The sequence below is a fragment of the Lysinibacillus sp. FSL W8-0992 genome, from assembly GCF_038008685.1.
Lineage (GTDB): Bacteria > Bacillota > Bacilli > Bacillales_A > Planococcaceae > Lysinibacillus.
In genome coordinates, this window is the sequence record NZ_JBBOZQ010000001.1 from 3,009,769 (window position 1) to 3,034,674 (window position 24,906).

At 35.1% G+C, this 24,906-nt stretch carries 26 protein-coding genes, 1 pseudogene and 1 riboswitch; of the genes and pseudogenes, 19 read left to right on the plus strand and 8 right to left on the minus strand.

Annotated elements, in window-relative coordinates; genetic code table 11:
* Entirely contained in the window at window positions 1–1,938 is a 1,938-nt protein-coding gene (locus tag NSQ74_RS15215; RefSeq protein ID WP_340824390.1) for a translation factor GTPase family protein, read from the minus strand.
* Between the two features lie 180 nt (window positions 1,939–2,118).
* A riboswitch (cobalamin riboswitch) is annotated at window positions 2,119–2,306 on the plus strand.
* 251 nt (window positions 2,307–2,557) lie between these two features.
* Here NSQ74_RS15215 and NSQ74_RS15220 point away from each other — a divergent pair.
* The 7 genes from NSQ74_RS15220 to NSQ74_RS15250 all read left to right on the plus strand — a co-directional run bounded on the left by NSQ74_RS15220 (window position 2,558) and on the right by NSQ74_RS15250 (window position 8,244).
* Entirely contained in the window at window positions 2,558–3,553 is a 996-nt protein-coding gene (locus tag NSQ74_RS15220; protein ID WP_340824392.1) for an ABC transporter substrate-binding protein, read from the plus strand.
* A 56-nt stretch (window positions 3,554–3,609) separates the two neighbouring features.
* Window positions 3,610–4,281, plus strand: coding sequence for a precorrin-3B methylase (locus NSQ74_RS15225; RefSeq protein WP_340824393.1), 672 nt, complete (start codon window positions 3,610–3,612; stop codon window positions 4,279–4,281).
* A 241-nt stretch (window positions 4,282–4,522) separates the two neighbouring features.
* Window positions 4,523–5,017: a DUF2243 domain-containing protein gene (locus NSQ74_RS15230; RefSeq protein WP_340824395.1), complete on the plus strand. Its 495-nt coding sequence runs from the start codon at window positions 4,523–4,525 to the stop codon at window positions 5,015–5,017.
* A complete protein-coding gene (locus tag NSQ74_RS15235; RefSeq protein ID WP_340824397.1) occupies window positions 5,007–5,843 on the plus strand; it encodes a cytochrome c oxidase assembly protein in 837 nt (278 codons plus the stop codon). Before NSQ74_RS15230 ends, NSQ74_RS15235 begins: the two co-directional genes overlap by 11 nt.
* Window positions 5,844–6,015: 172 nt before the next feature.
* Window positions 6,016–6,873, plus strand: coding sequence for a PhzF family phenazine biosynthesis protein (locus NSQ74_RS15240; RefSeq protein WP_340824399.1), 858 nt, complete (start codon window positions 6,016–6,018; stop codon window positions 6,871–6,873).
* Between the two features lie 567 nt (window positions 6,874–7,440).
* Window positions 7,441–7,995, plus strand: coding sequence for a hypothetical protein (locus NSQ74_RS15245; protein ID WP_340824400.1), 555 nt, complete (start codon window positions 7,441–7,443; stop codon window positions 7,993–7,995).
* A 12-nt stretch (window positions 7,996–8,007) separates the two neighbouring features.
* Entirely contained in the window at window positions 8,008–8,244 is a 237-nt protein-coding gene (locus tag NSQ74_RS15250; protein ID WP_340824401.1) for a hypothetical protein, read from the plus strand.
* A 90-nt stretch (window positions 8,245–8,334) separates the two neighbouring features.
* Here NSQ74_RS15250 and NSQ74_RS15255 read toward each other — a convergent pair whose 3' ends face one another.
* Window positions 8,335–9,531 (minus strand): class I SAM-dependent rRNA methyltransferase, encoded by a 1,197-nt coding sequence (locus tag NSQ74_RS15255; protein ID WP_340824402.1) that lies wholly within the window; start codon window positions 9,529–9,531, stop codon window positions 8,335–8,337.
* A 62-nt stretch (window positions 9,532–9,593) separates the two neighbouring features.
* Entirely contained in the window at window positions 9,594–10,511 is a 918-nt protein-coding gene (locus tag NSQ74_RS15260; RefSeq protein WP_340824403.1) for an alpha/beta hydrolase, read from the minus strand.
* Between the two features lie 173 nt (window positions 10,512–10,684).
* Here NSQ74_RS15260 and NSQ74_RS15265 point away from each other — a divergent pair, with 173 nt between their 5' ends.
* Complete coding sequence (locus tag NSQ74_RS15265) at window positions 10,685–11,164, plus strand: dihydrofolate reductase (RefSeq protein WP_340824404.1); 480 nt, start codon at window positions 10,685–10,687, stop codon at window positions 11,162–11,164.
* Between the two features lie 140 nt (window positions 11,165–11,304).
* Here the strand turns inward: NSQ74_RS15265 and trhA are convergent, their stop codons facing one another.
* Window positions 11,305–11,940 carry a PAQR family membrane homeostasis protein TrhA gene (gene trhA / locus NSQ74_RS15270; RefSeq protein WP_340824405.1) on the minus strand — a complete coding sequence of 212 codons (636 nt, stop codon included), beginning with the start codon at window positions 11,938–11,940 and terminating at the stop codon, window positions 11,305–11,307.
* Between the two features lie 266 nt (window positions 11,941–12,206).
* On the opposite strand from trhA, the gene NSQ74_RS15275 reads away from it, so the two are divergent.
* From NSQ74_RS15275 to NSQ74_RS15300, 6 genes are all read left to right on the plus strand, one after another.
* Complete coding sequence (locus tag NSQ74_RS15275) at window positions 12,207–13,049, plus strand: DegV family protein (protein WP_340824407.1); 843 nt, start codon at window positions 12,207–12,209, stop codon at window positions 13,047–13,049.
* Window positions 13,050–13,238: 189 nt separating this feature from the next.
* Window positions 13,239–14,168, plus strand: a complete 930-nt coding sequence (locus NSQ74_RS15280) for a GDSL-type esterase/lipase family protein (RefSeq protein WP_340824408.1) — start codon at window positions 13,239–13,241, stop codon at window positions 14,166–14,168.
* Between the two features lie 4 nt (window positions 14,169–14,172).
* Window positions 14,173–14,754, plus strand: coding sequence for a YpmS family protein (locus tag NSQ74_RS15285; protein ID WP_340824411.1), 582 nt, complete (start codon window positions 14,173–14,175; stop codon window positions 14,752–14,754).
* Between the two features lie 13 nt (window positions 14,755–14,767).
* On the plus strand, window positions 14,768–15,298 hold the full coding sequence (msrA, locus tag NSQ74_RS15290; RefSeq protein ID WP_340824412.1) for a peptide-methionine (S)-S-oxide reductase MsrA: 531 nt from the start codon (window positions 14,768–14,770) through the stop codon (window positions 15,296–15,298).
* On the plus strand, window positions 15,295–15,723 hold the full coding sequence (gene msrB, locus NSQ74_RS15295) for a peptide-methionine (R)-S-oxide reductase MsrB (protein WP_340824414.1): 429 nt from the start codon (window positions 15,295–15,297) through the stop codon (window positions 15,721–15,723). The genes msrA and msrB overlap by 4 nt, the downstream gene beginning before the upstream one ends.
* 399 nt (window positions 15,724–16,122) lie before the next feature.
* Window positions 16,123–17,103 (plus strand): hypothetical protein, encoded by a 981-nt coding sequence (locus tag NSQ74_RS15300; protein WP_340824415.1) that lies wholly within the window; start codon window positions 16,123–16,125, stop codon window positions 17,101–17,103.
* A 237-nt stretch (window positions 17,104–17,340) separates the two neighbouring features.
* Here NSQ74_RS15300 and NSQ74_RS15305 read toward each other — a convergent pair whose 3' ends face one another.
* On the minus strand, window positions 17,341–17,694 hold the full coding sequence (locus NSQ74_RS15305; RefSeq protein ID WP_340824417.1) for a hypothetical protein: 354 nt from the start codon (window positions 17,692–17,694) through the stop codon (window positions 17,341–17,343).
* A gap of 531 nt (window positions 17,695–18,225) precedes the next feature.
* Between NSQ74_RS15305 and NSQ74_RS15310 the strand changes: the two are divergent.
* Window positions 18,226–18,575, plus strand: a pseudogene (locus NSQ74_RS15310) (cyclic-phosphate processing receiver domain-containing protein).
* Between the two features lie 87 nt (window positions 18,576–18,662).
* Here NSQ74_RS15310 and NSQ74_RS15315 read toward each other — a convergent pair.
* The 3 genes from NSQ74_RS15315 to NSQ74_RS15325 form a co-directional block, all read right to left on the minus strand.
* Window positions 18,663–19,136 carry a hypothetical protein gene (locus NSQ74_RS15315; protein ID WP_340824418.1) on the minus strand — a complete coding sequence of 158 codons (474 nt, stop codon included), beginning with the start codon at window positions 19,134–19,136 and terminating at the stop codon, window positions 18,663–18,665.
* Complete coding sequence (locus tag NSQ74_RS15320) at window positions 19,102–19,341, minus strand: hypothetical protein (RefSeq protein ID WP_340824419.1); 240 nt, start codon at window positions 19,339–19,341, stop codon at window positions 19,102–19,104. The genes NSQ74_RS15315 and NSQ74_RS15320 overlap by 35 nt, the downstream gene beginning before the upstream one ends.
* Window positions 19,342–19,623: 282 nt before the next feature.
* Window positions 19,624–21,465 (minus strand): methyl-accepting chemotaxis protein, encoded by a 1,842-nt coding sequence (locus NSQ74_RS15325; RefSeq protein WP_340824421.1) that lies wholly within the window; start codon window positions 21,463–21,465, stop codon window positions 19,624–19,626.
* A 274-nt stretch (window positions 21,466–21,739) separates the two neighbouring features.
* Between NSQ74_RS15325 and NSQ74_RS15330 the strand changes: the two genes are divergently transcribed.
* The 4 genes from NSQ74_RS15330 to NSQ74_RS15345 all read left to right on the plus strand — a co-directional run bounded on the left by NSQ74_RS15330 (window position 21,740) and on the right by NSQ74_RS15345 (window position 24,820).
* Window positions 21,740–21,961 (plus strand): YozE family protein, encoded by a 222-nt coding sequence (locus tag NSQ74_RS15330; protein ID WP_340824422.1) that lies wholly within the window; start codon window positions 21,740–21,742, stop codon window positions 21,959–21,961.
* A 116-nt stretch (window positions 21,962–22,077) separates the two neighbouring features.
* On the plus strand, window positions 22,078–22,785 hold the full coding sequence (gene deoD / locus NSQ74_RS15335; protein ID WP_172771600.1) for a purine-nucleoside phosphorylase: 708 nt from the start codon (window positions 22,078–22,080) through the stop codon (window positions 22,783–22,785).
* A gap of 215 nt (window positions 22,786–23,000) precedes the next feature.
* Window positions 23,001–23,672, plus strand: a complete 672-nt coding sequence (locus NSQ74_RS15340; protein ID WP_340824423.1) for a response regulator transcription factor — start codon at window positions 23,001–23,003, stop codon at window positions 23,670–23,672.
* Window positions 23,660–24,820, plus strand: a complete 1,161-nt coding sequence (locus NSQ74_RS15345; RefSeq protein ID WP_340824425.1) for a sensor histidine kinase — start codon at window positions 23,660–23,662, stop codon at window positions 24,818–24,820. Before NSQ74_RS15340 ends, NSQ74_RS15345 begins: the two co-directional genes overlap by 13 nt.
* Window positions 24,821–24,906 lie beyond the last annotated feature (86 nt).

Genomic DNA, 24,906 nt, shown 5'->3' on the forward strand with positions numbered 1-24,906 from the left:
TTACAAGCAATGCATGGCTTCTTTTGCCTCATACCAAGGAACTGAATAGCCCTTTCCTTTCGCACAAAAAATACTTGATGATGTATAGTCGGGATCTGCCTGTTTATTGTAATTGATTTGCGCAATTATTTCTTCACTATTATGGCATTTATCATAGCCATCAAATTGTAACGATATTGACCCTTTGCCGTTTGTATAAGCAGCGAAAGTAGTACTATAATGCATAAATGTTGCAACAGGAACACGTCCTGTTAATGTTACTTGTTCCTCTGTTAATAGAGGGTCATCAAAAGTCCCATCTGCTTGCTGGATATCGTTCATCATACGACCGATAAAATCATTCGATGCTTTCAATTTAAAGCGATAATATGGTTCAAGCAATATATTTTCGGCTTGCTCCAGCCCTTGTCGAAGTGCACGGAAAGTTGCTTCGCGAAAATCGCCACCCTCTGTATGCTTGATATGAGCACGTCCTGTCAAAAGGGTGAAGCATACATCTGTCACTGGGGAGCCAGTTAAAACACCGTGATGCTCTCGTTCAAATAGATGTTTTTCAATTAGTCGTTGGTTTCCAACTGATAAATCATCAGCATGACAAGCGTTAACAAAAGTGTTACCAGTTCCACGAATATTAGGCTCCATTAACAGGTGTACCTCAGCATAATGCTTTAAAGGCTCAAAATGACCGTATCCTGTTACAGTTGTTACGATTGATTCCATATATAAGATTTTTGGCTCACCAAAAGTAACAGAAAGTGAAAAGCGATTTTTTAACACTTCAGTAAGTACTTCAAGTTGAATAACCCCCATAATATGTACATGGATTTCTTGGAATTTCTCATGCCAAACGACTCGCAACGATGGTTCCTCCGCTTCTAGTAAACGGAATACTTGTAAAACTTCTTTTATATGCTGTTGTCCATCATACTGTACTTTAGCTTGTAACGTAGGCACAAGCTCATATGGCTGAGGAGGTATTGTACTACCTAAAATATCACCGACTTTTGCTAGACTAAGCCCTTTAACCGCGAAAATTTCTCCTGCTTGCACTTCTTGTGTTGTGTCAAAACGGCTACCATTATATAAACGAATTTCAGTTATTTTTTCAGTCACATCACCAAATGTAAAGTCTTGGCGTGTATGTAAAGTTCCTTGCAATGCTTTGATAAACGTTAACCGTTGAGTTCCATCATGGCGGATTTTAAATACCTCACCTTGAAATGGTGCTTGATGGTCGAATCGAGTCTCCGTAAGTAGAGGGAGCTGTGATAAAAATTCTTTTATTCCAATATCCTTTAATGCCGCACCAGTAAAGCAAGGAAATGCTTGCTCTTGTTTAATCAACTTTTGCAACTGTAATAGGCATGTTTGTGCATCGAGAGTTTCTGTCAAATAGGCATCGAGTAGTTGTTCATCACGTTCAGCTAGCCATTCAGCAATGTGGCTCTGGACATAATCTGTACGCAATGGGTCTTCTATTAAAAGTACGTCCTTCGAACATTCCTTTCGAAGCTGCTTCATAACGGCATCTACATCAGCGCCTTCACGATCTATCTTATTAATAAAGAAGAAGGTTGGGACGTTGTATTGACGTAGCAATTGCCACACGGTTTCAGTATGTCCTTGTACACCCTCTACAGCGCTTACGATAATAATGGCGTAATCCATTACACGAATTGCGCGTTCCATCTCTGGTGAAAAGTCGACATGCCCAGGTGTATCAATTAGTGTGTATGTATCATCCCCAATTTGCATCCGTCCTTGTTCGGCAAAAATGGTAATACCACGAGCTTGTTCGATAGTATGATTATCTAAAAAAGTATCTTGGTGATCGACTCTTCCACGCGTTTGAATACTGTTCGTATGGAATAGTAGTTGTTCACAAAAGGTTGTCTTTCCTGCATCGACATGTGCGAGCACACCAATCGTTTTATACATAAAAAATCCTCATTTCTATTTTTCCTATATTCCTATTGTAACAGATAGTGCTAAAAAACATTTCGAGTAGAATAGTTCTCGTTTATGTTTGAATAGTAGTCAATTATTCATAATTATTAGTTATGGATTTTTTTGTGTGATTGAAAACAAAAATTACTTCTGCTAGGCTATTTTTATAACTTAATACTTCTATATATTGGTGCAAATGGTTTCTATCATTTGCTTAAAAGGGAAATCGGTGTAAATCCGATGCTGTCCCGCAACTGTAAATGGGGAGTTTATACAACACAGTCACTGTAGTTTAACTATGGGAAGACGTATAAACGTTGAACCTAAGCCAGGATACCTGCCAATATATATTATTTTACTTAACACCACGAGGATGGGAATAGTGATTGGTTGAATAACCATTGTTTTTTCACTATGCCGCCCTCTTGGAAACAAGAGGGTTTTTTGTGTCCATTTTGAAGTACAGTAGTTTAAGCAGGAACCGTAGCAAACAGCAATTCATGCTTTTACCAGGAAATGAAGCGTCAAGAAGTGCTCGTAATCAGTAGCAAAGAAGTCATTGATTTCTTACTATAAAGATGAAAAATTACAAACTAAAGGAGAAACAAACATGAACAAATGGAAAGGCATGTGGCTAGTTCTTGCGATGGCACTATTGAGCATTTTAGGCGCTTGTAGTGCAAAAGATGATTCAGAATCAGCTGCACAAAGTGAAAACATTGAACCAGCACAAGCAGAGGCAAAAGAAGTAACAATTGATAATAACGATACGACACAAGTTTATACAGAAGCTCCTAAAAAGGCGATTAGCTTAAATCAGCACGTTACAGAAATAATGCTAGCATTAGGTTTAGAAGATTCAATGGTTGGTACTGCTTATTTAGATGATAAAATTTATGAACCTTTACAAGCAGCTTACGATAAAGTACCAGTGATAGCGGAGCAGTATCCGACAAAAGAACAAGTAATTGATAGTGAAGCGGATTTTTTATACGCTGGGTGGAAAAGTGGCTTTAGCGAAAAGGGTGTTGGTACACCAGAAGAGTTAGAAGCACTTGGTATTCACACATATTTACATACTTCTTCAAGTATTACAAAACCAACGTTAGAGGATATATTTACGGATATCCGTAATATTGCAAAAATCTTCCGTGTTGAAGACCGCGGAGAGGCATTAATTGAACAGATGACAAAGGATGTTGATGCTGTTCGCGCAAAGTTACCACAAGGTGAAGAAGAATTACGTGTTCTAGTTTTCGATAGTGGGGACAAGGAAGTCTTTACAGCGGCACAAAACTTTATGGATGAACTTGTCACAGTTGCTGGTGGTAAAAACATTTTTGGCGATGTTGAATCGGGCTGGACAACGGTATCAAAAGAAGAAACAGTTGAACGTAACCCTGAAGTCATTGTCGTAATTGATTATGGTTCCCAAACAGCAGAAGACAAAATTAAATTCCTAAAAAGTGATCCGGCATTAAAAGAAACAGATGCTGTGAAAAATGAACGCTTTGTCATTTTACCACTTTCAGCAGCTTCTGAAGGGGTTCGTGCTGCAGAGGCTATTGAAATTTTAGCAAAAGGTTTTTATCCTGAAAACTTTTAAATAACAATCGAAAGAGCTAGCTACTTGCTAGCTCTTTTTCATAAGGAGAACAAACAATGAATGCCTTTCGTTCAAATACACCAGATCGAACATTTGAAAAACTAAATACAAATGGAAATTTTACACGCCTTGCAGTAAGTCCAGGTATTATCAATAAGCATTATACACCAGCTCAATTTCAAAAAATTGCTGAGGTTGTAGGTGAAAGCGGCGCAATTAAATACTCGGCTTCCTATAGTATCCTTTTGTCCGTCCCAACTATAAACGTGAAGGAAATTATCAATGAGCTTCAAGAAGCAGGCTTATATATAGCAAAGCAAGGTCCTATCGTTGCGATAAAAGCATGTGATTTTTGTGATGGAGATAAAATGGAGGCTGCCGAAATAACCGAACACCTATACGAAGCATTACATGAGGAAACTGTGCCTTCTAGACTACGGTTAAATATTAATGGCTGTGCATCGGCTTGCTATAATGCTGTATATGATGATATTGGGCTTGTTTATCAAAAGGATAGCTTCGATGTTTACTTAGGTGCCGTGCCGATGGGGGCTAATGCAAAGGCGGGTACACTATTTGCTAAAAGAGTTTCAGTACAAAAAATAGAAAGCTTTCTACAACAAATTATCAGGCATTATCAGAAACACGCTCGCCCAAATGAACCTTTCCATAAATTTTATCGTAGAACAAATAGCGCTGAATTTTGGCAAGCATTAAAGAAAGTGTGATTCTCCTTCATTGATTTCTGCCTTTGGAGTCGTGTCGTTTTAAACAACTAATTAAAAGTAAAGAGCTGGCTTGAGCTAGCTCTTTTTTAATGGAAACAATAGATGACTAGGTAGGGGTATAGATGTTAAAAATAATATCTTTAAAGAAGAAGTTTTAGCATGATACGCTAGGTGAAGTTGGGTTAAAATATTAAAAATTAGGGAATGATAAGGACGAAAAACTAAATGTAGGGGGGATGGAATGACCATCATAAACAATCATAACAGTACACAAGTTTATGTAAGCCGGAATTTATTGTCAGGGTTTCTATTTGGGATAGGCCTAGTAGCTTTTATAGATGAGACTATTTTTCATCAATTATTTCGCTGGCATCATTTTTATGATAAGTCTACAACGGATATTGGCTTAATTTCTGATGGGATATTCCATGCAATTAGTTGGTTTGCTACTATTGCAGGATTATTTTTACTTGCAGATATTCGTCGTAAAAGTGGGTTTTGGTTGAAGAGATGGGTTGGTGGCATGTTACTAGGTGCAGGAGGTTTCCAATTATATGATGGCATCATTCAACATAAGCTAATGCGAATACACCAGATTAGGTATGTAGAAAATGTTATCGTATACGATGTAATTTGGAATGTACTTGCTGCAATTATTCTCATAATCGGACTTTATCTTGCTGTTCGTACTAGCAATAAAAATCTTCAAGTAGAGGCTACCACTAATGAACGCTGACCATCACCAAATATTAGAGGGTGGTCCTAGTCAGGATGGTTTTGGAATCATTCATCCTCAACTAGTTTTTTTAATTTTGTTTATTACCATATTAATTTTGTATATTAGTGCTACTGTAATTACAAATCGTAATTATAAAACATGGCCATTTTATCGTATAGTAAGTTTTGTTTTTGGAATTTTATTGGCGATTAGTGCTGTTGTAGGTCCTTTAGCCAATCGTGCTTCTATAGATTTTACAGCACACATGTTTAGCCATTTACTTTTGGGTATGCTAGCACCGTTATTCATTGTACTTGCAGCGCCTATGACATTAATACTTAGAACTTTAAGCACCCCATTAGCTCGGGGGCTTTCAAGAATTTTAAGAAGTTGGCTAGCACGTATACTTATTCATCCACTAGTCACTAGCTTTCTAAATATAGGTGGACTTTGGATATTGTACACTACTAACCTATATACATTAATGCACGACAATAGTCTAATACATGTAATTTTCCATTTACATGTATTCATTGCAGGCTATTTGTTTACTGTTTCTATCATTTATTTTGATCCTGTATATCATAGGAAATCCTTTATTTACAGAGCAATAGTTTTAATTATTGCATTAGCAGGACATGGAATATTATCGAAGTATATTTATGCTCATCCTCCTAAAGGTGTTCCGATAGAACAAGCAGAAATCGGAAGTATGGTTATGTACTATGGTGGAGATATAATTGATGCCATAATAATTTTTACACTTTGCTTGCAATGGTATAAGGCAGCAAGACCACGAGACCGTGAACTGCAAACAACTAAGGGAACATTAAAAATTAATTAAAGAAAGAGTGACACATATAGAGTCACGCTCAGACTGTAAACAAACTATTTTTGGCGAGGTCAGATGCTAAAAAATAGTTTGTTTCTTGCTTTATAGCGAATTTTTCCAACAACATTTATACATCGTGTTTTCTATGCTACAATTTCCTATAAGTGTGGAAGGAAGGTGTTTTATGAAAATATCCGTTTATGTTGCAAGCGCATTTAGCAAGGATCATAAAGGTGGAAATAAAGCAGGAGTAGTATTTATGGAGAATACATTGACCACTACTCAAAAAATGGCAATAGCCAAACAACTGGGCTATGCGGAAACTGCATTTATAGCAGAATCTGAAATTGCGGATTATAAAATTGAGTATTTTACACCAAAAGAAGAAGTTGATTTATGTGGTCATGCCACAATTGGCTCTTTCGCGATTCTGATGCATTTAAATAAACTTTTCAAGAATCGCTATACGATTGAAACAAACAGCGGTGTTCTTGCTATAACTATAAAAGATGACATGATATTTATGGAACAAAACAAACCGATATTCTATGATGTTGTATCTCCAAACGAGTTCATCGACTGTTTTGACATTCAAGCTATAGACAATAAATACCCAATTCAAATTGTCTCCACGGGCTTAAAAGATATTTTAATTCCTATAAAAAGCGAAACACAATTACATGCACTGCAACCTAATTTTGAAAAAATTAAAGAAATTAGCAAGTATTATAATGTTGTCGGGATGCATCTGTTTACTTTTAATGACAATCGAATTATATGCAGAAATTTTGCTCCACTATACGACATCAATGAAGAAGCAGCGACTGGAACTTCCAACGGTGCATTAGCTTGCTACCTTTATGAACATCACTACTTGCAAAAAGAAGTCTATGTATTTGAACAAGGTTATGTTTTACACTCGCCTTCAGAAATATTAGTTAAATTAGAAACCAATAGCAAGAATGATATAGAAAAAGTTTATGTTGGCGGCAAAGGCTATTACTGTGAAACTAAGTGTTTAAATGTAGAAAATATTGAGTGAAAAAATAACGAATAAAAAGGTTGAGAAAATAATTTCTCAACCTCAGTCTGTAGACAAAGTATCTGATTATTCGATACTTTGTCTTTTTCTTGGTAAAACGGAGGAGATATTGATAAGTATGTTGATGTCTATTTTATCTATGAATTAGTAGTGTATAGTCACTCTTTTTAGCTTAGCTTTTGAATAAAACAACTTTTAAGTTATTGAATTCAAGATGGTCACGCGGTACGCGAAAATCCTTTGGTAAACCGTATTCCTTTTTTATATTAGTATATATTAACTGACTAATAACCTTACGCAAAAAATCGGTTATTATATTGCGAATTTTCAGTTCGTTTAATAAAATAAAAATATAAACGACGGGTTAAATACTATCATAATGGTTCATTACCATAACTTAGGGTTGTCCTCCATTTCCGCTGGGCGTTTTCATGAGCATCCAGATTTCACTCCAACAGCTAACAATCTAAAATCCAATTTCTTTTTTATAAAATGTTATTCTAGCCTTTTGATGAGCCATAATAATGGTATTTTACCTAATAAAATATCGAAAGGAGCTAAGATTAGATGAAAAAAATAGGTTCGACTTTTGTTGCAATGTCAGTTTTAGTTTCTTCACTCTTCTTTGGGGGAGGTACAAAAGTTTTTGCAACGACAGGAGAAGAGTCATCTTTGACAGATAAAGAACTTTTAAATGCTGGTGAACAGTTAGAATCTTATATTTATTATGAGGACGGAAAACCGTTTGTTAATATTGAAAAAGTAAAATTAGATGGCTTAGCAGAGGAATATATTGAAATTAGTTTGATGGTGAATCGCATTAGTAAGAGTTATGCTAACTATCAAGCAAACACTACAATGAGTACTAGAAAAGGGTTACCTATTTGGGGGAATTGGTGTGGCCCTGGACATGGTTCTGGCCCTCCACAAGATGTATTAGATAGGGGTTGTCAAATGCATGATATGTGCTATGAAGATAAAGGGTATTTTAGCTGTTCATGTGATTGGGAGCTTGTTGCTTATATAGATAGAAATTTTCATAGAATGGGACTCAAAGAAAAACTATTTGCTTCTGCGATAAAAATATATTTTAATAACAATTTATGTAATCCGTTGAAATAAGGAATGGTTAAAATGGTGAAAGCTTTAGCTGTAAGTACGATTATTATTTCTTTATTACTTTGGGTACCAAATATTGTGTTTCAAAAAGCTTCAACTTTATGGATTTTCACGTTTGTATTATCAGGCATAGGTATTGTCTTAGCCGTATGCGCTAAATCTAAAATTTTAATTATAGGGAATATCATCACATTCTTTAGTTTTTTTATCCTCATGTTTTTAGGTTATATTTTCGTTTTTTTAACAAAGTAATGGAAACTTGATTCAAAAAAATAGTAGACAAAGTTGGAAAATTCGACTTTGTCTACAGTCTGAGAGTGACTTTCTGAGAGTCGCTCTTTTTTAGCTTAATTTTTCAATAAAAACAACCTTTAAGTAATTGAATTCAGGATGCTCACGCGGCACACGGAAATCTTTTGGTAAACCATATTCTTCAACGATTTTATAGCGAGTATTCGTTTCTTTAAACGCTTGGTCAATAAAGCCTTTAAACTTTTTCATGCCAAAGCTTGCATTGTTTGTAGAGGCAACAATAATACCATTCTTTTCAGTAATAGCGATTGTATCCATCAATAATTTAGGATAGTCCTTTGCTGTTGAAAACGTCATTTGCTTTGTGCGCGCAAAGCTAGGCGGATCTAATACGACAAGGTCGAATTTCAACTGATGACGCTGTGCATATTTGAAATAATGAAATACATCCATTACTTTAATGTCCTGTGCTTCATAGTCAATATTGTTGACACTAAATTGCTCGATTGTTTTGGCTAAACTACGTTTGGCTACATCGACACTTGTAGTTTTCGTGGCGCCACCAAGTGCTGCTGCTACTGAGAAAGCACCTGTATAAGAAAATGTATTTAACACGGTTTTATGTTGAGAATAGCGTTCACGAATGGCAAGTCGCACTTCACGTTGGTCGAGGAAAATACCAGTCATGGCACCATCATTTAAATGAACAGCATAATTCATACCATTTTCCTTCACGATAAGTGGGAATTCACCAGGTGTACCCATAACAAAATCGTCCTGTTCAATATATTGCCCTTTACTATCAAAACGTTTTTTCTCATAAATTGCTTTAAAGTTGACTATTTCTGAAAGTGCCTCATAAATGGCTTCTTTAAATGAATAAATACCTGCACTATACCAGCTCACCATATAGTAACCTTCAAAGAAATCGATTGTCATGCCCCCAATTCCATCACCTTCGCCGTTAAAAGCACGAAATGCCGTAGTATTAGGGTTATTGAAAAATGCTTCACGATTTTGTAGCGCCTTGCTTATTTTTTTCGCAAAAAACGCCTTGTCAATTTCTTCATTAGCATCCGTAGTTAACAGCCAGCCGATGCCTTTATTTTGGATACCATAATAGCCAGTGCCGATAAAGCGATTATGAATATCTAATAGACGAAGTACTGCACCTTCTTCAGTAGGCAGTTTTCGAGTATCGACTGCTTCCTTTAAGATTAGTGGGTAGCCTTTTTTTAATGGGCTTGCATATTGATTATTAATTTGTAATGCAATCGTTTGTGTCATGTTGTCATCCTTTAAAAAACATTTTGCTCTATTATCGCATTGTTTAGTAGCATTACACAAACTTATTTGACGAATGTCGCAATTTTTTCAGCTGTTTCAATTGTAGCAGCTTCGAAAAACTCCATTTTACTGAAATAACTATGAATCAAACCCGCCATTTGGACATGTTCCACATACACGCCTGCATCCGCTAATTTTTTAGCGTAAGCAAGTCCTTCATCGTAAAGTACATCTGCTTCAGCAGCGATAATTATTGTTTTTGGAAGTACGCCAAAATTTTCAATTTGCAAAGGTGAAACGAGTGGGTTTTTAAAATGATTTGGCTTTGTATAATGCTCAGCAAACCATTGCATACCTTGCTTATCTAAACCAAAATGTTCTCCGTAAGCACTATAAGAAGCAGTCGTAAAATCAAGATTTACTACAGGGTAAATAAGTGCTTGTGAAGTAATAGTGGGTCCATCAAACATCGCTGCTAAGTAAGAAACTACCGTTGCGAGGTTACCACCAGCACTATCACCAGCGACCGTTATTCGGGTGTTATCACCACCGAACGCCGCAATATTGTCAAATATCCACAGTAACCCATCATATGCGTCGTTTAATGGGATAGGGAAGGGGTATTCAGGTGCCAAGCGATAATCTACAGATACGACAATGGCATGCGCTCTATCAGCTAATAACTGACAACCGGCATCCGCTGACCCTAAATCGCCAAATACCCATCCACCACCATGATAATAAATAATAACCGGTAAATTTTTTGCGTGTTCCGGAATGTAAAGGCGAATAGTAATCTCTTGTCCATCTCGCATAGATATTTTTCGATCCTCCATCGATGCGAGGTGAGGCGTATGGACAGATTGCCAAGTTGGAACTGCGCGCATAACTCTTGCTTCCTGTGGTGTCATTTCATAATAATGTGGTTTTAAATCCGTAGCTTGAATATAGCAAACGGCCTCTTTTGTTAAACGTGTCATAACATCATCCTTTAGAAATTTTTATTGTTATCTCTTATTATAAACTATTCTTATAAATTTACTATGATTTAACGTCGAAGAAGTAATTTATTTTAATAATGAGCAGAAATATTCCGATAGTAAAGTAAAATTATGTTTATAATAGGATGAATGATATAACTTGGAGGGTAATTATGATTTCATTAATAGTAGCGCATGATAATAATAATGTCATTGGATATGAAAACGGTATGCCTTGGCATTTACCTGGGGATTTACAATATTTTAAGGAAAAAACGATGGGTAAACCAATGATAATGGGACGTAAAACATTTGAGTCGATTGGTAGACCGCTACCAGGGCGACGCAACATTGTCATTACGCGTGATGCCAATTATCGTGCTGATGGGGCAGAAATAGTGACGAGTCTCGACGATGCACTGTCATTAGCGGGTGATGTACCTGAAATCATGATCATCGGTGGCGAACAAATTTTTAGATTATCAATGGACATAACAGATCGAATATATGCTACAAAAATTAATCATTCCTTTAAAGGGGATACATTTTTCCCACAATATGAAGATGACTTTGTGCTAGTCTCGTCACAACAACCAGTAACTGCACCAGAAGGTTACACATTTCAATATCAAATTTTTGAACGCAAAAACTAATTGAATTTTGGGGCGTTTGCCACTTAGTGGACGTTCTCAGAAGCTGTAGTCTAAATTATGAGAAAAAGCACACGGATTAGCTTATGCCGTAGTGCTTTTCTTGTTTAACGATACATATTTTTAGTTGAAAAACTTCATTATTATAAATAAAGATATACACAGGCATACATTGAGCCACATCCAGCTAACACAAAGAGGTGCCAAATTGTATGATTATATGGGAGGCTGCGCCAAGCGTAAAAAATAGCGCCAAATGTATAGAAAAGACCACCAGCTAATAAAAAGGCAAAGCCGTTACTTCCTAAGAAAAAATAAATCGGCTTAATGGCAAAGATAATAAGCCAGCCCATACCAATATAGAAAATAAGTGATAGTATTTCAAAACGATTAATAAAAAAGCATTTAAATACAACGCCTAGTAAGGCAAGTGCCCAAATGATACATAATAAAGTAATTCCTAATGTGCCGCCGATAGCAATCAATAAAAAAGGTGTATAGGTCCCAGCAATTAAAATGTATATAGAAGAATGGTCAAGAATAGCGAAAAAATATTTGTATTTTTCAGGCATGCTGTGGAGTAATGTTGACATAAGAAACAAGATGATGACAGAAGCACCAAAAATACTAAAAGTTGTAATATACAATGCACTTCCGTTTTGGACGGCAGTTAATATTAAAATAACAAGTGCTGGAATACTTGCAAGTAAGCCTATACCGTGAGTAATGGCATTCCACAATTCTTCCTTCCATGTTTTATAGTCAAATGAATCCACCATTATAAACACTCCCTTCGTTGTCTATTTACTATAGCCCAATAATGTGCGTCTTACTATTTACATTTGTCACATATTTACTTATCTAAAATGTCATGTCGAATTTTAGAGGGAATTGTTAGACAAATTTATTGAAAAAAGGCTATAGTAGCGAAGGAAGTGGAAATGAAAAAGACTTGAAATAGACACTTGAGATGACAAATGTCATGTTTACATATGGAAACATTAGTCTATATAATAATTTCAATGATGTTAAAGGATGTGTCGAAGTGGGACGAATTCATATTGTAACGGACTCAACTTGTGATTTAACAAAAGAAGAAGTAGAGCAACACGGTATACATATAGTACCGTTAACAATTCAAATTGATGGGAAAACATATATAGATGGTGTAGATTTAGATCCACAACCTTTTTTAGGCTTAATGAAAAATGCGAAAGAATTGCCGAAAAGTTCGCAGCCTGCACCAGGGAAGTTTAAAGAACTATATGACGAGCTTGGCAAAGATGGCGACCAAATACTTTCTATTCATATGACTGGTGGAATGAGTGGGACAGTTGAATCAGCTCGACAAGCTGCACAAATGACAGATGCAGATGTAACGGTCATTGATTCTCGTTTTATCGCAATTGGCCTTGCTATTCAATTAAGAGAGGCTATTAAAATGCGTGATGCTGGAGCGACTGTTGAAGAAATCGTCACACGTTTAGACAAGGTGCGTGACAATACACATTTATATGTAATCGTTGACACACTTGAAAATTTAATTAAAGGCGGTCGAATAGGTAAAGGGACAGGATTTATCGGTTCTTTGCTAAACATTAAAGTCATTGCGAACCTAGAAGGTGGAGCATATAACCCTGTATCAAAAGTTCGTAGTCATAAACAGGTAGTGAACTACTTATTCAAACAATTCCAAGCGGATACTGCTGGTAAAACAGTTAAGGCTGTAGGTATTTCACATGCTGACGGTTTGACAACAATGGGCGCTCCATTAAAAGAGCTAGTTGAAGGAACAGGCTTTAATGATGTTGAAATCGCTTTTACGTCACCGATTATTTCTACACATACTGGACCAGGTGCAATAGGTTTTATCTATTTTTCAGAATAATTGACAAGAGCTGCTACATAAGTAATTGTAGTAGCTTTTTAACGCTTTACGTGGCTAGTTGTAAAAATCGTATACAGGTAATGTGATGATTATGCTTGCATTTTCTTGATAAACTGAAGCATCGTCACTTTTCATTGTAGCGACAACTAATTATAATAGAACTAACAGTAAATGATGGAAGGTGGTCAAATGGGCAGCTGGCGAATTATTTTGTCATGTTTGATCGTCTTAGTACTAAGTGGTTGTGCAATATCAATAGATGAACCGAATGCACCTGCAGATAAAGAAAGTGAGCAGGCAGAGACGGAGCAAGATATGAGACAGGATGAGCAACAAGCAGAAGAGGAGGCAAAACCTTCTAGTAATGTATTGACGCAAATTTTTGAACATTTTTTTGAACCTTCAGAAGAGAATTTACGGCAAATTGATGATGATAACGCAAAACAACTACATTACTTGGCACTTGGGGATTCACTAACAGATGGTGTCGGGGATGAGTATGGTCAAGACGGTTATGTTGGAAGATTAGCAGATTCGATGCTAGCTTGGACTTCGATTTCAGAAGTGGATGTTGATAATCGAGGAAAAAGGGGAAGACGGAGTGATCAGCTATTAAAATTAATCAAAAAAGGGCATTATGATGAAGAGTTACAACAAGCACAGTTTATTTCATTAACTATGGGTGGAAATGATGTAATGAAAGTAGTCAAACAGGATCTGTTTAATTTAAAACGAGATGCGTTTGATAAGGAATTATTAACCTATGAGGATCGTTACGGTAAAATTATTGATAATATAAGGGCAAAAAATCCAACCGTGCCTTTATTACTCATTGGATTTTATAATCCTTTCTCGATTGTCACAAATGAGGCAAATGAATTTGATACAATTATTACAGAATGGAATAATGTCATTAAAAAAATTGCAAGTAAAGATTCAAATGCTTGCTATGTCTCAGTTGAAGACTTGTTCGATTCAAATCAAGAACTGGTCTATCATACAGATTTTTTCCATCCTAATGCAAAAGGCTATGATAAAATGACTGAGCGAATATTAGCAGCAATGGAGCAATGTAAAATGGAACAAAAAATTAATAAGGAAATAGGCTTCGAGGAGTGACTAAATGAATAAATGGAAATTCGCATTTTTTGCGTTAGCAGGTATGGTTCTTCTTTCAATCCTCCTCGTCGTTTATTTAGCAACGAAACCAGTAGATGGATATGATTTAGCAAAGAGCTCAGACAGTGATACTGAAATAACAGGAAATGTACTAGTTGTCCAAACGACTACGAAAGAGTTAGAGTCAATTACGAAGAAATATTTAAAAGACAGTGCAAAAGGCTCGCCACTCCCATTAGATTTTTCCATTGGGGATGATATTGAGTTACGTAGCAAATTAACTGTTTTTTATACAGAAATTCCAATTTCAATGAATTTTGAGCCTATTGTCGATGATAAGGGTAATATTATTTTAAAGCAAACAGGGATGAATGTGGGGTTATTAAATATTCCACCGGAGACGACAATGAAAATTATGAGAGATTCGGTGGATTTCCCTTCGTGGATTACTGTTAATCCGAATAAGGCTGAAATTTATATTGACTTATCGCGAGTGAATATTGCATCAGGGTCTCGTGTACGTGCGAAGGAATTAGACTTACCAAACGATAAAATCTTATTAGAAATCATCGTCCCTGGAGAATAAGGAGTGAATATAAATGGCAATGAAAAAGGCAACATTTGCAGGTGGCTGTTTTTGGTGTATGGTCAAGCCATTCGATGAAACACCTGGCATTGAAGCTATAGTTTCTGGTTACACTGGTGGACATGTTGAAAATCCAACCTATGAACAAGTCTGTTCGGAAACGACAGGCCACGTAGAAGCGGTTCAAATTACGTTTGATGATGATATTTATTCATATGAGCAATTATTAGCTACATTTTGGACGTTAATTGATCCAACAGATGCAGGTGGACAATTTTTTGATCGTGGACAATCCTACACTACTGCCATTTTCTATCATGATGAAGAACAACATGAATTAGCTGAACGTTCAAAGGCAGATTTACAGGCATCAGGTAAATTTGATAAGCCAATTGCTGTAAAAATTTTACCTGCAAGTACATTTTACGCTGCTGAGGACTACCATCAATTTTATTATAAAAAAAACCCAATGCATTATGAACGCTATGCAGTGGGATCTGGGCGAAAAGCATTTCAAGAACTACACTGGGGGCATAGAAAATGAATAAAGAACAACGATTAAAAGAACTAACAGATATCCAGTACTATGTAACTCAGGAAAATGGTACTGAGCCACCGTTTCGCAATGAATATGATCAACATTTTGAAGAAGGCATTTATGTAGATATCGTTTCAGGCAAGCCATTATTTAGCTCGCACGATAAATTCAACGCAGGCTGTGGTTGGCCAGCTTTCTCAAAGCCGATTGCACAAGAACAAGTTATAGAGCATTTTGATACATCCCATGGCATGCGCCGTGTTGAAGTACGAAGCAAGGACGCGGATTCTCATTTAGGACATGTCTTCCCAGATGGTCCAGCAGAGTTAGGTGGCTTACGTTATTGCATCAACTCTGCATCACTTCGTTTTATCCCGAAAGCTGATTTAGAAAAAGAAGGCTACGCTGAATATTTATCATTATTTAAATAATAAAAAAAGTACGTAAGCAAGTTACGGTAAACTTAGGTAAATCGCCGATAGAAGCTCGCAAATCGCCGGTTAGACAGAAAAAATCGCCGTTAAAAGTCTGTGAAACGCCGGTAAACTATCGGAAATGCTTGCCGTAGCGGACAACGGTCACTGCAAAAAAGTGTTAGATTGATTGTAGTCATTCTAACACTTTTTCTTATTTGTCCCAACCTCGTTTTGAAGAGAAACTTTGCAAATAAAAAAGAATGCCTCTGCGGTTTTATTAAAAGTCAAGTTCTTTTAGTTTCTTATTGTAATTAATCAAAGACAATAGAATGTTACACATTTTAATCCCTCTATATTAGTTGTTTAAAAATGTATATAATACATTTAAAGTAACTAATATAGAGGGGGATTTTTATGTTTGTTTTAAATTTTTTTGAAATGAAAAATTCAATGGACGCAGCTAAAGGGTTGGCTAATTATTTTGATTTGGATATAGAAAGTGTACTTAATAGAATAGATAAGAATTACAACCTCATAGATCTAATAGAAGATTTAAAAATTGATTTAAACTATACATATCATCCAGAAACCCTTTTGACTTGTAGACACGCAACAACTACTAACGACAATTTAGATTCTATACGTAATAAGGGGCTTTTGAATCTTAAGAGAATGTTAGAAGAAGAAACGACCTTAAGCACATTCTTGTTTTCATATGGAATTTCTATTAACGTAAGTGAAAAGAAATTCATTTACAAAAATCAAGTTTTCCCTATTTATTCTTATCGAAAAAATAATATTGAAGAAGAATATAAGAGATGTAATAGTTATGACTTATACGAAACTAATCCTACTTTAAAAGATGATTATTATCACAAAGCAATGGATTTACTGTATTTGAAATTGTATTATGATGATTGCGAAACAGAAGTGTTTTTAGATGGCGATTTAAAGAAAATATACGATTATGACTCAGTTAGATATTCCCCAGAGATATTGAATACGATTGAAAATATAGTTAAATATCTTGATAATGTCCCTTTATTTTATTTACAGGATTCATGGGCTAAAAAAGAGAACTGCAAGTATTACATTTTGGAGTTCGATGTTCCAATTGTCTGCTTTGTAAATTCCACTATTCATTCAACCTTTGACCGTTTTTGGGAAATAAGTGACATTGCAGAATTTTTTGGTTATACCGAATGGCAATATGAAGATGGGTTAATCGATAACACATTCTTTAATAATTTATTTATCCTCAAAAATTTAATTTCGAAAATAATAGAAGATTATGCACATACTTTTGGTCAAATAGCTTCATCTACTATAATAGATGGACATAAGATTCGAACAATTATTGAACATGACGTTAAAGAAAAAACCCTTTACGATTGAATCGTAATGTAGCTTTTGAATAAAGTTCGATTAAAAGTAAGTTGCAAACGCTGATTTTATACAGAAAGAAACCAACTGTTTTGAAACAAAGTTTGATCAAAACAGTTGGTTCTTTATTTATCTAGTTTGATTTTTATAATAAAGATTGATTATTTCTGGATTCGAATCTTCAATTAAAGCCCCCGTTAGTGAAAAAGCATTCCTGCTTATAACAGAAATGCAATCTTATTTTAACAATTATTTTTCTTTTATATAAAAGAAACCTGTTCCATTTTCTTGTGGTACAAATCCTTCTATTACGGGCATTTTTTCCACCATTTTTTGTTCCTCTGCTGTAATAACAGTGGTAATATCCTTCCTTTCAGTTGGCTCCTCTTCTATAAAAATGAAGCCAGTTCCATTTTCTTGTGGTACAAATCCCTTTTTAGCTGACAGATTTTCTACCATATTTTGTTCTTCTTTTGTTATAACCGTAGTAATGTCTGTTTGTTCTTCTGCTGATACCTTTGTGCCTTGCAAGTCTTTTGCAAAACCAGTTGTTAATGCTAAAACTCCTGTTAAACCAAAGGTGAAGACTAACTTCCTTTTCATGTAAAAACCCCCATTTTTCTTTAGTTTGTAACAATAACATATTTTACCACAAATGAATCTATATTACTTTATAACTTCTTGGACTAATCTGCACCGTTAGTTTAAGTACATTTCATCACAATCTTTATAGTTACATTAACATAAATATCCAATAAAGAATCATCTAACCTTTAAGAAATTTACAGAGAAGGGAAGATATTAATTAAACTTTATTACAAATTTATATAGACTAAACTAATAAGAGGATATTATGTTCAATATATGAGCATATATCCTCTTTTCCTATGCATATTATATTCGGTAATTATATGTTGGAAATATCTGTTAAAAATATCGTATAGTATGTATACTATAAACAGAAACGTACGTTTGTTTCTTGAGGGGGACGTAGCCCACAGCTGGAGGCGTAGTGAGGTCTTTAGACCGAGCGTTAATATCTTTGGCTATTCGTAACAAGTAGTGGAAACTAATTTTTAAAAATTATATTTCACTGCGTATTTGAAACATATCGTGGAGAAAGGAATTACTATTATGATTAATGTATATGTGGATGATTAAGAGATTGTCCGATCGGTTTTGTCGTGGCAAGAACGTTTTAAGAAGCCATTCACTTACTTGAAACTCACGAAGTAGATATACTTTCTCTTGACCATAATTTAGGAGAAGATCTACAAGGTAAACTATTGCCAACAGGTTATGACTTAGTAAAATATATTTGCGAAAAAGGATTATGGGCAAATAAAATATATATTCATACGGACAACCCTGTTGGTAGAGAGAATATGTATCAAACACTGCATGGAGCGAAACGAAGGGGTTTCATTGATTCAGATATTGAAATTTACCACTATTCTATTATCGAAAATAAATATACCGAATGAAGTAATACAAAACAATTTGAGGAAATTGTTTTGTAAGAAAAAGAATGGGCTGTCCACCACTTATTACGAATGTCCATATTTTTTAATTTATTTGAACTGTTCAAAATGATTTGCCACCCACCGTTGATTATTTTCAGCCACATATTGTTCAACTGCTATTAAGCGATTCACTAACTCCTCTTTTGAAAGCTGCATATACTTCTTCTTAGCGTTATTTACATCACGTTCAGAAGAAATCCTTCTTAATGCTGTCTCGTCAAATTTAGAAGGTAATACTGACTTTTTACGAGTGTTCTTTACTTTATAGGTTCTGCTATGCTGTTGATAATAGGCATGTAGTTCTTCATTACGCTTAATTGGGTTCATATGGATACCTTTGCCGTTGGCGTCGAAAGATTTGGAATGCTCGCTAATGTTGTGATATGTTACTGGAATACCTTGTGCGACAAGGAAATCAATAGTTTGTATGCCAATGGAAACAGAACGCTTTTTACGTTGCTGATGCACTTTATCAAGCCACTGATGTTTATCTAAATGTATTCCTTTTGGTGATTGGTTCATTGCTACGTTCCTCTCTATATTGCTTAATTAAATCAATCTCTTTCAATTCAATTTTCGCTTGTTTTGCCATCTCTTTCGCTTTTCGAACTTCGACCTCTAATCCCATTTGTTTAAATCGTTTTTCCATATCTTTTGATAATTGAATGACTTCTAATAATTCATCCTCTTGATCTGGTTCGGGTATTTTTGCTTTACGCCTAAACATTGCATTTTAGTAGGGCAAATGTGATCTGTAACACAAGTACCGCCAATACACCAACTTTTTCGGCATAGGCATCAAATTCTTTTTAGTCACTGTAAAGTGTTTAACCTTTTAACAAAAGTACATGAGAAAGTTAATGAAAATAAAAAGCACATCACTAAAATTTGCATTTAGTAATGTGCATTTTTATTTAATGTGTAACATTATAAAAGAAACACTATTGAATAAGACATAATGTACAATTACTTGTACTTAATCTTACAGAGTAAGACATTCTTTTTTTTGTTAAATTTTAAACGCACCGACGACGTTGCGTAAACTATCTGCTTGGTGGGCTAGTTCCGTAGCGGCTGCATTAATTTCCTGCATGGATGCAGAACCTTGTGTAGCAGCAGCAGCAGACATCACCGTATTGGAAGCGGTTTGTTCAGCATAAGCGTTAATATGCACAAAATCATTTGCTACAGCATTACTATAATCAAGTGTTTGCGCTATTTTATCAACCATTGTAGCAATAATTGTAGTCGTTTCTTTTGTTTGCATTAGGATGTTGGACAATGACTGGTTTGTTTCATTCGTCACTTCGACTCCTCGAATAACTGATGTTACACCTTCATGATTTTGTGTAATAATTGATGCGACTTCATCTTGGATGGACGTCACAATCGTTGTTACTTCTTTAGCAGCCGTTTGTGATTGCTCAGCGAGTTTGCGCACTTCATCTGCTACAACAGCAAAGCCACGGCCGTGCTCACCAGCACGTGCAGCTTCAATTGCGGCATTCAATGCAAGTAAATTTGTTTGCTCTGAGATGGCTGTAATGGTACCAATTATAGATGTTATATCTGCTGATTTTCGACCAAGTGCCTCAACTGTTGTAGAGGTAGAAGCAATCGTTTCTTCAATAGATTGCATAACTAATGTAGATTGATGAACTGATCGACTACCTTCATCAGCGGCTTGTTGCATGGCCAATGATGCCCGTTGAACAGCATTCGCCTGCTCATTTAATTGATGCATAGAATGATCTAAATCACTCATTTTTTGTTGGGCACTATTCATACTATTGATTGTATTTTCACTATCACTTGCTATATCTGCACTTGCATCCGCTATATTTTGGATTGTACGAGCATTCTCATCTGCTAATGTCATCAACTCCTGGCTACTGCTTGAGACGTGATCAGCGAGTTCGCTAACACGTTTAATAAGGTTTGAAATTGAAATGATAAGGGTATTCGTAGAGTTAGCAATAATAGAAAATTCATCGTTATTACGTACATGGACACGTCTTGTTAAATCACCACCAGCTTGGGCAATATCAAGAATAGAGTGGTTAATAGCATGTGTATTGTTTTTTAATGATTTAAATAACATAATGCCAAAAATAACGATTGCTATAAGACCGATAATTGAAATAATTAAAAACGTACTGTTTGACAAAGTAACCTGCTTATTCAACGTATTAAGTTTAGCTTTATTGGATTTATCCATTACATTGTTGATGGATTCAATATTTTGATCAATATGCAATTTCATCGTTTCGCCTGTACCTTCGATCATTAGCTTTCGAGCTTGTTCAAGCCCAAGCTCATCACGCATCGTCATGACCTTTTTCGAGTACTCAAGGTAATTTTTATAATATTGACCGATTGCTTGTATATGTCCAAGCTCAACTTGGCGGTCTGCAAATTTTTGTTGTAAAGCAGCTATTTTTTTATTGATAGAATCGATTTTCATTTTGTAAGAAGTAGAATAACTACCATTTCCCGTAATTATATAGGCTTGTTCTAAGTTGGTTAATCTAGCAATTTCATAGGCTAGCTGATTAACGGTAAGTTGCTCCTGTACATTCTTCTCAGTAAAATCTTTCATTTGCTGTTGAAGATTCGTTATATTGTTGTACGACAATATACCCATTGCGGCGGTAATAAAAATAAGAAGAGAGAAAATAATAAGTACTTTGCCGCGAATTAAATGATAAAAACGTTGTCGTTTTTCTGTAGTAGGAGGGAGATTATGCCTACTAACGTTAGAATCAATAGCTTTCTTTCTTTTAAAAAAGCTAGAATCTAAGAGAGACGGGCGTTTTCTCGTTGGTTTACTTGATTTTTTCTTGTTTTTCATCGCCATCACCTTCCTAATTTTTGCAGTATTGTCTACAATTCTATCGCATAATACTAAAAATTTCTATCTTAAATTCACAAAATTTTCATTTTTCAGATAAAAAAGCGTAATATTTTTGCATGACAAAAGTCTAATAAAGTGAAAAAGACTTTTCGCATTTTCCTTACTAGGAAAAATTACTTAAATAAAAATATGGGCCATTTTATGACGAAATGTATTTTTTTTGATAAACTAGCGGAAAGTAAAAATGACAAGAGGAGGGCACTTTTCAGTTATGAAAAAGAGCTTTTATTTATATGTACTAACATTTCGAGGAGGAGATTGGTCGGATGCTAAAGTTCGCTTTGCCGAAGAAGTATTCAATGAACATAACTTTCCTAAACAAAGCATAGATTTTGATGAGCTATCTACATATATCGAAACATATGCAACAGATAACTTAAGGACAGAAGTATTTGATGAATTATGGGATTTATATATTGAACAAGGTAGATAATATCGGAATACTCTAATTATTCTTTCTTTTAGAGTTGCTAGACGTCTAGCATTGCGTAAATACGTGAAACAAAGTATTATTTATAATGATAACTGACAGAAAAGAGGGATTGCAGTATGAGTATTCATATTAATGCAAAAAAAGGCGAAATCGCTGACACTATTTTACTTCCGGGAGATCCACTACGTGCAAAATACATTGCCGAAACATTTTTAGAAGATGTTACTTGCTATAACGAAGTCCGCAATATGTTTGGTTATACAGGTACGTATAAAGGTAAACGTATTTCTGTACAAGGTACTGGTATGGGTGTGCCTTCCATTTCTATTTACGCAACAGAATTAATGCAAGAATATGATGTACAAAAATTAATTCGTGTAGGTACTTGTGGTGCAATTCAAAAAGATGTAAAAGTACGTGACGTTATTTTAGCTCAAGGTGCAACAACTGATTCTCGTATGAATCAAATTATTTGGGGTAACAACATTGACTTTGCACCGATCGCAAACTTTGACTTATTATTAAAAGCGTATAATGCTGGGAAAGAAGCAGGTTTAAGCCTTCAAGTTGGTAACATCTTCACAGCTGACCTGTTCTACTCAGATGAGCACCAAAATGAAAAGCTAGCTAAATACGGCGTATTAGCAGTTGAAATGGAATCTGCAGCACTTTACACATTAGCAGCGAAATTTGGCCGCCAAGCTCTTTCTGTCTTAACAGTAAGTGACCACATTATTACAGGCGAAGTAACAACGTCTGAAGAACGTCAAACAACATTCAACGACATGATCGTTGTTGCTTTAGAAGCTGCTATTCAAGAGTAGTTGATAAATCAAGGTTTAAAGCAAGCATAAAACAATAAGAATAAGAGCAACCGACCAAAAACCGACCATTTTTAAAAATGGAATCGAAAAGTCGGTTGCTTTTTTTCTTTAAATGGATGGGTGCTATAGGGGACAAAAAGGAGACCATTTGAGAATTTCATTTTTTATTGTGTTATTGTTAATATACTTAAGAACCTATATTTGGGAGTATAACAATGAAAAAAATTCTGATTATTGACGATGAAAAAGATCTATTGGATACCTTGAAAGACTATTTTCAGCTACTTGGTTATCTTGTTTATACCGCACAAAATGGAAGTGAAGGCTTAAAAAAACTCAAATATGAGCCTAATCTAATCATTTTAGACGTTTCTATGCCAGAGATGGATGGTTTTTCCTTCTGCAAAGAAATTCGTAACCATATAAACGTGCCAATTGTGTTTCTTTCAGCCAAAACGGATGAAGAAAGTAAAGTTGAAGGACTTAAGGTAGGTGGTGACGATTATTTAATTAAACCAGTAAGCCTAAAAGAGCTTTCGTATCGAGTAGAAGCGCATCTTCGCAGAGAACAGCGTAAAACTTTTCCATCTAAAGTTGCTTTTTCTGGGAATATCGCCATTCATTATGACGAGAAGAGAATATCAGTGAACAATCAGGACATTCCTTTCACCAAAACTGAATTTTTAATAATTGAATTATTATCAAAAAATTCCCCCACGACTTTTTCAAAAAATGATATTTATGATTATTTGTGGAGTTACGATAAAGATGGCGATTCAAACATTATTACTGAACATATTCGTCGTATTAGGAGAAAGTTTATGGATAAAACTGATCGAGAGATAATCAATACAGTTTGGGGGCAAGGATATAAATGGATTGGTTAGATGAGATTATTACACGTCTTTTTAGCAAAAATCGAAACCTTAATCGAACCTTGTTTTTGTACTTGTTCATTGGGATTATTATTACGGTTATTGCAACAAGTCTAACTTATTCTATTTGTGTTGGTTGGGAACGGCTTATTTTGGATGATACTCAGCCTTTAGAAGGCTACTTTAATATTTTTTCTTGGCAGGTTCCTTCTGTTATTCCGGAAAATATCGAATTTCACATCATGATACTGGAAATAATCAAAGGTTTCAGTCCTATAATCTATGGTGTTTTAGCTGTTTTTTTGATTACAAAACTCTTTTATAAACAAAGAATTTTACAGCCTTTGAAAATCGTTGAACACAGTATTCAGCAAATTAAAAAGGGAAATTACAATCAACCATTTTTTTTCAATACTTACGATGAATTCGAAGGTACCGTTCGGGGCCTAGACAGTCTTAGTCAAACTTTAAGATCAAAAGAAGTAGATTTATCTGAGCTTCACCAAGAGCAGAAAAAAATCAATGCCGCTTTTTCCCATGATTTACGTACTCCTTTAGCAATCATCCAAAATAATATTGAACTAATGGAAGAACTGTATCATCAGGGGCGTATGACAGAGGCTTTTTTTAATAAGTCGGTAACTAAAATCCAAAGTAGCGTGAACCGCCTGGTTGATTTTTCTCAGACCATGCAAGAAATTCAAAAGATTGACGAGATGCCATTAAAAAAAACACAACAGTCACTTACTCATATAGAAGCCCATCTTCGTGAATTGGGAAAAACGTTATCTGAGAAAAAGCTCTTCGTTCAAACAGATTATCATCCTGAATTGAAAGTTAATTATGATATTCATTTAATTGATGAGGTTATGGAAAATCTGTTAAGTAATGCGTCGCGCTTTGCAGTTAAGGAAATAGAAATAACAATGCAGGTAGATGAAAAATTCTTATGTATTTTTGTAAAAGATGATGGCAAAGGCTTTTCGAAAAAAGAATTGGAAATCGCTACTGATCCATATTACTCTCACAATAAAGAAAGTCATTTTGGCTTAGGTTTAACCATCTCTGAAATACTGGCAAAAAAGCATGGTGGAGCCTTAAAACTTTCAAACAGCGTAGATGGCGGTGCCATTGTCACTTCTATTTTTTCACTTGAATAATCACATGTATCTGAGAGCAACATTGCTTTCAGATTTTTTTGTAGATAGTTTGTAGATATTTATTGTTTATGATGAGTACAAGGAGG